This is a genomic window from Bacillus sp. SSR7 (assembly GCF_055902415.1).
Genome location: NZ_JBVVXV010000036.1, coordinates 1 through 8,382, shown reverse-complemented (window position 1 = coordinate 8,382; position 8,382 = coordinate 1). Strand labels below are relative to the sequence as shown.

Sequence of the window (8,382 nt, the reverse complement as noted above, 5' to 3'; positions counted from 1 at the left end):
AGTAGGACGTCGCCAAGCAACTGTAAGACGAGTCAGAATGACTCGTCTTTTTTGTATGCTTTCATGCCTCTGTTAATTGCTTGTTTAACTCCTTCTAAATAGGCAAAGCCATGCCTTTTATCTGGTTCTAAGTAAGTACCTTCTGCCCATTCATTCCACGCATTAATAAATAAAAACTCGCTGTTGTAAAGAGAATAGGTGCGCTGGATTTGCTTACTTAAATATATCGTGAACTTCTCAGGAGTAGAGCCTACGAAAATGCTGCTATTTAAGTCTTTGCGGCGTGCTGTGTTATCCCAGTCAACAAAGGCACCGGGAAATGTTTTTTTCTCTGAAGGAGATCGCTTTAATATATACATCCACACTTTATCATAATCCCAAGCGTTTATTTGTTTACCAGATTCATATATTATCTTATTTATGTCCGAAGAACTATCATGAGCAATTGTATAAAAAGGCTCGAATTGAATGCTAGCATCAAATCTATTTATATTAGGAAGTGGAAAGCTGTTTAATGTTTCTGCGAAGTATATACCTTTCAAACCATTTTCTTGTGCGAGTGTATTCCAGTAGTTAAGCATTTGCTCACAATTAGGTATATGCCCAGGACGATAAATAATGAATAGTGGTTTATCATCTATACGGATATACCTCTCATCTTGGAAAGCTTGTAATAAATAATCAAAGTGTTCTTTCCAATCTAATAATTCTCCGTAATTTTGAGGCATTAATATGTGACTATCAAGACCATCCCAAGTTTTTGTCCACGGTTCATTTGCCCAAGATAGGCAAAATGGAAAATCTGGTTCGCCCATCTGAAGTACTTCATTAAATGGTCTCTCCAATAGCCTCTTCCCTTTAAACCAGTAATGGTAATAACAAAAACCATATATGCCGTGTGCTTTAGCAATTTCTGCTTGCCACTTTCTTACGGATGGGGTGGTTAAGTCGTAATAAAAATCTTGATAAGGTTCTCTAGGTTGATAGTGTCCTGAAAATAAAGGTCGTGCACTTTTAGTATTTGTCCATTCAGTAAAACCTTTTCCCCACCATCGGTCATTTTCTTTTATTTGATGAAACTGTGGTAAGTAAAAAGCAATTATTTTCAAGATATATCCCCCTTATGTGCTTCGTAGTTCAAGTGGTGGGAAGTTATATTTTTGATTTTTCGAATCCAGTTAAAGTATGAGAACCGTTATTTACTTACTCTGTTTATGCCTCATAATGAATCCTTTTGTCCAGTTTGCTTGATATGGAAATCTTTAATGTTTTAATATATACGGCTGAGAAATAAAATAATCTTCATTATACAATGAGCGAAAAGAGTTAATCTTTTTGGAGAACAAATAGAGCTTGGGGTAATCGGTTTGCATCATCAAAGAAGTCCCGTAGCTTTAAATACTTCTCATAGTGATTTTTAATATAAGTTCTAGGTATAACGGTTTCTCCGTAGAAGCTACTATTTCTAACGTCTCCGGCTCCTGTAGGACTGTGGACAAAATTGCCGCTTTCATAATCCGAGATGGCCCGATTTATATCTGGAAAAGCTTGAGATAAAGTTTTATGCCAACCCGTTTGAATAAATTCAGGGTGTTCCTGGAATTGTTGACAGTAATCGAGAAAATAGCGTGCTTGTGTTGTAGCGATGAAGATTCCACCTGGACGAAGAATTCTTGAAAATTCCTTTATCCAATGTTCTGCAGTTTCTTCGGATAAATGTGAGAATACAGAATAAGCGAATATGATGTCCAATGAATTGTCACTAATAAATTCTACAGGAGGTTGTGGATTGGCGGTTTTATATATTCCTCTTCCTAACGTTTCATTGCAAATGTTAATCATTGCTGGATCTACATCAATCCCAAGTAAATTTTCATCGCGAACATCTTTGAAAAAAAAGCGTATAATTCTTCCCCACCCGCAACCAAAGTCTAAAATTTTACGTTCTTTATTCAAGGGAACACCTAAATTTTGGGCATATGTTTTTACATGGCTATAAAACAAATATGCTTCATAAAGAGCATGTTCATAGGAAGCACCTACAAACTGTTGTTGAATTTCTTCAGGAGGGAACATAGGTACTGGGGTGCCATTTATCTTTGTTTGTGAACAACTTTGTATAAATAGATTTAGAAGTTCAACATCAGAAAGTGGACTAACAAGGTTATCAAAATCACTTCCTAACTTAAAGTTATTCATTTGTTAACCTCCAAATTATATTCGTGTTTTTTACTAATAAAAACATGTAGAAATTCAGCATCTAATCCTAGTGATCTATCCTTTTGTAAATAAACAATTGTATACATGTTTGCATGGGTATAAATATATTCAATCATATCTTGGCCCCAATCAAATGTTACTAAAGCCCCATTCTCATCAATAGGATTTCCGTGATAAATTGGCTCTTCAATATACTCAATTCCATTCTTATTGATTCTTGCCCTTTGCAAAGTTTTTGGGAGTGTGTGGTACCAAGGGACAGTAAACACATGAGCGCCGCCATGCTTTAATACACGTTCTATTTCTTTAAAGGCTTTGTTTGGCTCCATTACATGTTCAAAGACATCTTGCGTAATGAACAAATCAAAAGATTCATTTTGGAAAGTCATGTCTTCTAAGTTCTCACATCTAATTCCTTGAAAGTATTGACCAAGAGGGTAGTTTTTAAAGTATTGAGAATATGTATAGTTTTTACAGTTTTTTATTAGTAGCTGAGTCGTAATCCCTCCAGGAGAGGATTCGTGAATATGATAGGAACCCCATTTGGGGAAAAATGTATTTAAAACATGAATTAAAGCTCGTTGCCTTGGTATAGAGTGGCATGTAGAACATAAGTAGTGATCTCTAAGCCAATCATTATGCTCTATAAATATAGCTTCTTTCTCGCAAATAACACAGTATCCAGTATTGTGCTTTAAATTACCTTCCACATGACATCACTCCTGTGTGAAAAATCCATATGACATACGCCAACAATTAGCGAAATCAAAGAGGGCGGGTGAAAAGTAGGGAACCCACATTAATTAAAGTTTCACTTTATGCTATGCGATACATTCACTTTTATTCATTGGAGAATGATGTATCGACTTAAAATACTCCTTTTATGTAAGGATACATTTCAAAGTCCTGTGCATATATTTCTGTAACTAACTCCATTGTTTCTTTATCATAAAAACTTTCATATGTTGGAAAGCGAGGGAAGGCTGCATCTGTAATGCTGAGTTCCGCATAGTTTCCTGTATAAATCATCTTATGAGCGCGATGATGATCTGAGCTTGTAAGTAGCGCTAAATGGGATTTAAGTAAACCGTACGTGTGTTCTAACTTGGTGATTTGTGTATTAAAATCTTCTAAAGGAATATAGTGTTGGATAAAATTTTCTTCACCCGGAACGTATTGCTGACTAAAATGTATGTCCATTGCTAGGGAATTGGGACCTAATGCTCGAACGTAATATAAAAATTGTTTAAATGATATTCCTCGGTTACTATATTTGTCATTATATAAATACTGGCGGATACTTTCCCATTGAGGAATTGCATATGGATTGTCAGCAAGTAATAAAAATGAGCTGACGGCCCTTGTATAGGGATTTCGTACAAGTTTACAAACAGCTTTTTCTGCTGTTAGAAGCCCATTTTGTAACTCTGGTATGTAGTTGGTGTTGTTTTTATACACCCAGAATTCATAGTAATGAATAAAGTCATGGTATTCTTTTGCTTCAGTAAATAATCCAATTTGAAAAAAGAACCAATTAGCTAATGTAGTACATCCACTTCTGTGGCTCCAGAATAGTATAAGCGGAAAGTCTTTATGGAAATGTGGAATTCGGTCTTTATGTAGAATTACATGATTTAACAGCTCTTGATTTACATTCTTCATAAATTTAATGCTCCTTTTTGAAAGTTTTATTTATGGAGAAGGTTTTTAATATAGAATAAACGAGTGAGAATATGGGAAGAGAGGTTTTTACTAATCTAATATATTCATGGAAATGAGTAAATATTATGAGTGTTTTTTCGATCATCTTAGATAAGAAAGCGATTCTAAACAGAAAATAAAGATAATGAAAATGTATAAGAGGCATACAATTATAAGAGAAGGAATAATAAAAGTGTCCAAGTTCATTTATTTGTATTTCTAGGTGTGATAAGCAAAAATCTTATTACTAGAGAGGATATTATGGGGAAGAATAATTATTTAATAGTAGGTGGAAATAGTTTCATTGGTATTAACCTCGCATTAGGTTTATTGAAACAAGGTCAAAATGTAAAAGTATTTTCCAGGCATATAAATAATTTCCCTCAAAATATTATAAGTGAGGTTGAATTTATTAAAGGTGATTTAGCCAATGTTGAAGATATATATAAAGCTTTAGTGAATGTGGATATTATTATTTATTTAGCTGCAACGTCTAATGTAGCAACTTCAATTGAAGATGTTTTCGGAGATATAAATAGTAGCCTTTTTTTTCTTAATTTCATGGAAAGTGTTAAAAATTTTCCAGTTAAAAAAATTTTATTAGCATCTTCTGGAGGCACGGTTTATGGTGAACCAGAATATTTACCTATTGATGAGAAGCATCCATTAAAACCACTTTCTCCTTATGGAATAACAAAGGTGTCGCTTGAAAATTATTTGTACTTTTATAAGAAAAAGTATGGAATGGATTATGTTGTATGTAGATATTCTAATCCGTATGGAAAATATCAGAACCCGTTAAAGAAAGTTGGAGCAATAAATTGTTTTTTATATCAGCATCTCAGCAATGAAAAGATTAATATATATGGGAATCCACAAGAGATTATTCGAGATTATATTTATATCGATGATTTAGTAGAAGTTACTATACAACTATCGCAATTAAATCACTTGAAATCTTGTGTATATAATATAGGGAGCGGTAAGGGGCTCTCTTTAAAACGAATTATAGTAGAATTAGAGAAATTAACGGAAAGAAAAGTGGACTTTATCTGCTATAAACAAAAGCAAGAAAATGTTCAAAAAATCATTTTAAATATAGATAGAGTAAGACGAGAATGTAATTGGGAACCGAAAATAGATTTCAAAAGTGGAATTAGATTAAATAAGCTATGGATTGAAGAGTTCTTATATAGTAAAAAATAATAAATCATGCCCTACTTCTGTATAAGTAGAGCATGGTTTATTATTTTATTTCTTTTTTTATTACCCAAAGGTCTTGGTGTTCCCACCAAAAACCTTCAGTGTATTTTTTGATGATAGGATTATAAGGTAATAATTTAATTTTGTCACATACGTAAGAGGGACTAACGATCGTTTGCCCATATTGATGCACATCTAAATCCAGTTGTTCACTAGAGGGGAGAAACCAATAACCTTGTTTATTTAAATCTGGGAAGCCGAAGTACTTTTTACTTTGATATCCATGAGTTGTGAAAATGAATAATCCGCCAGGGGAAACAGCATTATACAATGTTTGAAGCCAACGAAACCAAGTTGTATCAGGCATATGAGAAAAAAAGGATAGGCCAAAAACGATATCATACGTAGACGATAATTTTATTTGTTCAGGTTCAGGATGAGATAAGATAGATGATGTATGTAATGTGCGTTCAAGAAAAGTAATAGCCTCTTCATGTATATCACAGGCAGTTATACGTAAGTTCGTTTGTAGGTTTAATAAATGACGTGTTACGCAACCATATCCGGATGCGAATTCTAATAATTTAATTGGAGTGTCTACAGGAGGATAAAAGGAAGTCATTAAATCTAAGAGTGTTTCTGCTGATTTTCTTCCATCTTTAAAATAATAATCTATTGCTTCTTTTTTAGATGGAAAGACTGGATTCGTGACAAGGAATTGAAAGATATGATCCTCTGGATGGATACTTGCATTTACATTGTAGTTTTGTGCAATTTGAGAAATCAAATCTTTATTTGCATCTATAAATTCTTTCAAAGAGTAACCCTCCCTTAAATAATAGTAATATCTATAAGAGATACGGATGGTAAAGAAAATATATAATCAAACCTTCAAATATGCTTTAAGGTACTTTCTATATGCGTACATTTTCTTTTTTGAAATGTCGTCGATAGCAAAGGTATCTTTAATGAAATTCTGCATTTGTACAACTTCACTGTAATGAGAATATGAATCTTCTGTTCTTGTTACGCTATTTGTATGTTGTCTATGATAGTTTAGAGGTTTTGGATTAAAATAAATGTTCCCCTCTTTAAGGAGAGAAACATAGAAAAACCAATCGCCAGCTACTTTAAACTTTTCCAATTGTTTTGCTGTTGTTTTTATATCTATGTTTTTAAAAACTACACTTGAGACATTAGGTATGGTGTTTTTGATAAGTAACGTATCTTGTATTTCATCTATCCCTTTTCGGACATAAGAACGCTGCCATTTTTCCTTATCAATATCGTTTGTGTAATCCAAATAATGATTGGCCAAGATATTTCCTTGTTCATCTATTTGCTTTGATTGTGTGTAACTTAAGGAAACATCACTATCTATATGAAACCCTTGTATTACTTCTTCTAAAAATGTCTGATCACATAAGTCATCGGCCTCAGCAATCCAAATATAATCACCGGTTGCTGCAGAGACACCTTTTATCCATTGATTAAATACAGAACCAGAGTTTTTATCGTTAATAATTTGCTGAACTTTCAGGTGGTGTTTATTTTTGTTTGAGAGCAGCTTTTCAAATGTAGATACGCTATTGTCAGTAGAGGCATCGTCTAGGAAAATTAGTTCGTAAAGGGGATAGGTTTGATTTAATATTGATGTAACTCGTTCGGGTAAGTATTTTTCGTAATTATAGTTCGGTATAATGACGCTTATTTTTTTATAATTATGCTCAAGCAAGTTTAATAATTGATAAACGTAATGAAGAAAGTTGAAATCTTTTTCAATAAGTTCTTGGCCAAAGGTCCCTTTTTGTAATCGTAAATCTTCATCCCCAATAAATTCATATATTTTTTCCAGCATCATCGGTAAGTTTAAATAGTCCACTAATGCACCGGTTTGTTCCGTAACAACATCTCCAAAACCTCCAGCGTTTTTAAACCCTATAACAGGGACTTTTGTATCTAATGCTTCTAAAACTACGTTTGGGAAAGGGTCTTCTCTTGAAGTTAATAAATATAAATCAGCACCGGCGTTATATAAACCGATATCTGGAGTGGGATCCACTAATGTGAAATGTGCTGTATATCTTGGGGATATTGTATTTAAAAAATGAACATCTGTTTTCCCAACCCAGATAAAATGAATATTCGTATGCACCTTTCTTACTGAGTAAGCAATAAGTGAGAATAAATCTATTCCTTTTCGATGATCAGCGAAACCTACCCCCAAAATGATTTTGCTATCTAGAGGCAGGTCGTGTTTTTTTCGTAATTCGTTTCTCGCTTTTGCAATATTGTTCTTATAAGGATTGTGGTTAAACAAACCTTGAGGGAGGATGTGGCATTTTTGATGATCTAATTGGGTGATTGTACGGAATTTTTCATACACGTATTGTGAAGGGAAGACAATTTTATGAGCAGATTGGGCAATGTTTCTTGCTTTTCCCTCAGCAGAGTACTGTTGTATTAAATGCGGCAATTCATGTATTAATGAAATAACTTTAATATTATGTTTAGCTAGTAATGCAACTATATCACCACTTATGACCGTACTACATATGGCGATGGTATAGTCTTTTAATAATAACTTCTTTATTAATAATTCGACTTTTTCTTCCGTTGGGTAGTTTTCCTCTAGGCAATAAACAGGGCCATACTTTTGAAAATCTTGGATTAAAATGCCCGTTCCAATAGAAATAATTGCGACGGAGTAATGAAAATTTTCTTTAAGAGCTTTAATAGTATGTAAAGAAAGCAGCTGTGCTCCGTGGAAATGGGCATCATGGGATACATAAATGATTTTCTTATTAACATGCATTTCATAACGCCTCCTAAGTTAATTAGATTTTTAATAAATGTATGGTGTATTTATAATTCCTAGAGAGAAGTGGTATGAGGACTTGTGAATGTAATCGAAATAAAAAAGCTACTTTTAATATATATTTGTTTGGCTTGATATTCATTCTTTAGAAAGTAGAAACTGTTGATTATAAAAGTGACTGCACTAGTTTATTAATCTTTAGGGAAGGAGCATAAAAAAACTTTATAATTTATAAAATAAAAAGGATGAAAAGTATTGACGATTAGAGTATAGAGGTGTAACATAGAACAAGTCGCCGATGACAATAACGTCGAAAGCGACAAACGAAATAAAAAACTTAGTTGACATTGAAAGTTGAAAATGTTAACATAAAGAAGTCGCAAATGAGCGACCAAGTAGTTCTTTGAAAACTGAACGAAACAAACAACGTGAAACGTCAA

Annotated in this window: 7 protein-coding genes; 1 reads left to right on the top strand and 6 read right to left on the bottom strand. The window is 33.2% G+C overall.

Features of this window, described 5'->3' with window-relative positions; all coding sequences use genetic code 11:
* Positions 1 to 32: 32 nt before the first annotated feature.
* The 4 genes from AC0NJG_RS28445 to AC0NJG_RS28430 all read right to left on the bottom strand — a co-directional run bounded on the left by AC0NJG_RS28445 (position 33) and on the right by AC0NJG_RS28430 (position 3,882).
* Positions 33 to 1,109 carry a glycosyltransferase WbsX family protein gene (locus AC0NJG_RS28445; protein ID WP_087951325.1) on the bottom strand — a complete coding sequence of 359 codons (1,077 nt, stop codon included), beginning with the start codon at positions 1,107 to 1,109 and terminating at the stop codon, positions 33 to 35.
* A gap of 217 nt (positions 1,110 to 1,326) precedes the next feature.
* Positions 1,327 to 2,199, bottom strand: coding sequence for a class I SAM-dependent methyltransferase (locus AC0NJG_RS28440; protein ID WP_088327801.1), 873 nt, complete (start codon positions 2,197 to 2,199; stop codon positions 1,327 to 1,329).
* Positions 2,196 to 2,930, bottom strand: coding sequence for a class I SAM-dependent methyltransferase (locus tag AC0NJG_RS28435; RefSeq protein WP_088327800.1), 735 nt, complete (start codon positions 2,928 to 2,930; stop codon positions 2,196 to 2,198). The genes AC0NJG_RS28440 and AC0NJG_RS28435 overlap by 4 nt, the downstream gene beginning before the upstream one ends.
* A gap of 157 nt (positions 2,931 to 3,087) precedes the next feature.
* A complete protein-coding gene (locus AC0NJG_RS28430) occupies positions 3,088 to 3,882 on the bottom strand; it encodes a sulfotransferase family 2 domain-containing protein (protein ID WP_087994008.1) in 795 nt (264 codons plus the stop codon).
* Between the two features lie 300 nt (positions 3,883 to 4,182).
* Between AC0NJG_RS28430 and AC0NJG_RS28425 the strand changes: the two genes are divergently transcribed.
* Positions 4,183 to 5,127 (top strand): NAD-dependent epimerase/dehydratase family protein, encoded by a 945-nt coding sequence (locus tag AC0NJG_RS28425; RefSeq protein ID WP_087951321.1) that lies wholly within the window; start codon positions 4,183 to 4,185, stop codon positions 5,125 to 5,127.
* A gap of 40 nt (positions 5,128 to 5,167) precedes the next feature.
* Here the strand turns inward: AC0NJG_RS28425 and AC0NJG_RS28420 are convergent, their stop codons facing one another.
* On the bottom strand, positions 5,168 to 5,941 hold the full coding sequence (locus AC0NJG_RS28420) for a class I SAM-dependent methyltransferase (protein ID WP_087951320.1): 774 nt from the start codon (positions 5,939 to 5,941) through the stop codon (positions 5,168 to 5,170).
* Positions 5,942 to 6,007: 66 nt separating this feature from the next.
* On the bottom strand, positions 6,008 to 7,939 hold the full coding sequence (locus AC0NJG_RS28415) for a glycosyltransferase (protein WP_087951319.1): 1,932 nt from the start codon (positions 7,937 to 7,939) through the stop codon (positions 6,008 to 6,010).
* Between the last annotated feature and the right edge of the window lie 443 nt (positions 7,940 to 8,382).

Excerpts from the sequence above, each read along its gene's own strand:
- AC0NJG_RS28415 (WP_087951319.1), bottom strand. The coding sequence starts at position 7,939 with ATGCATGTTAATAAGAAAATCATTTATGTATCCCATGATGCCCATTTC.
- AC0NJG_RS28430 (WP_087994008.1), bottom strand. The coding sequence starts at position 3,882 with ATGAAGAATGTAAATCAAGAGCTGTTAAATCATGTAATTCTACATAAA.
- AC0NJG_RS28425 (WP_087951321.1), top strand. The coding sequence starts at position 4,183 with ATGGGGAAGAATAATTATTTAATAGTAGGTGGAAATAGTTTCATTGGT.
- AC0NJG_RS28440 (WP_088327801.1), bottom strand. The coding sequence starts at position 2,199 with ATGAATAACTTTAAGTTAGGAAGTGATTTTGATAACCTTGTTAGTCCA.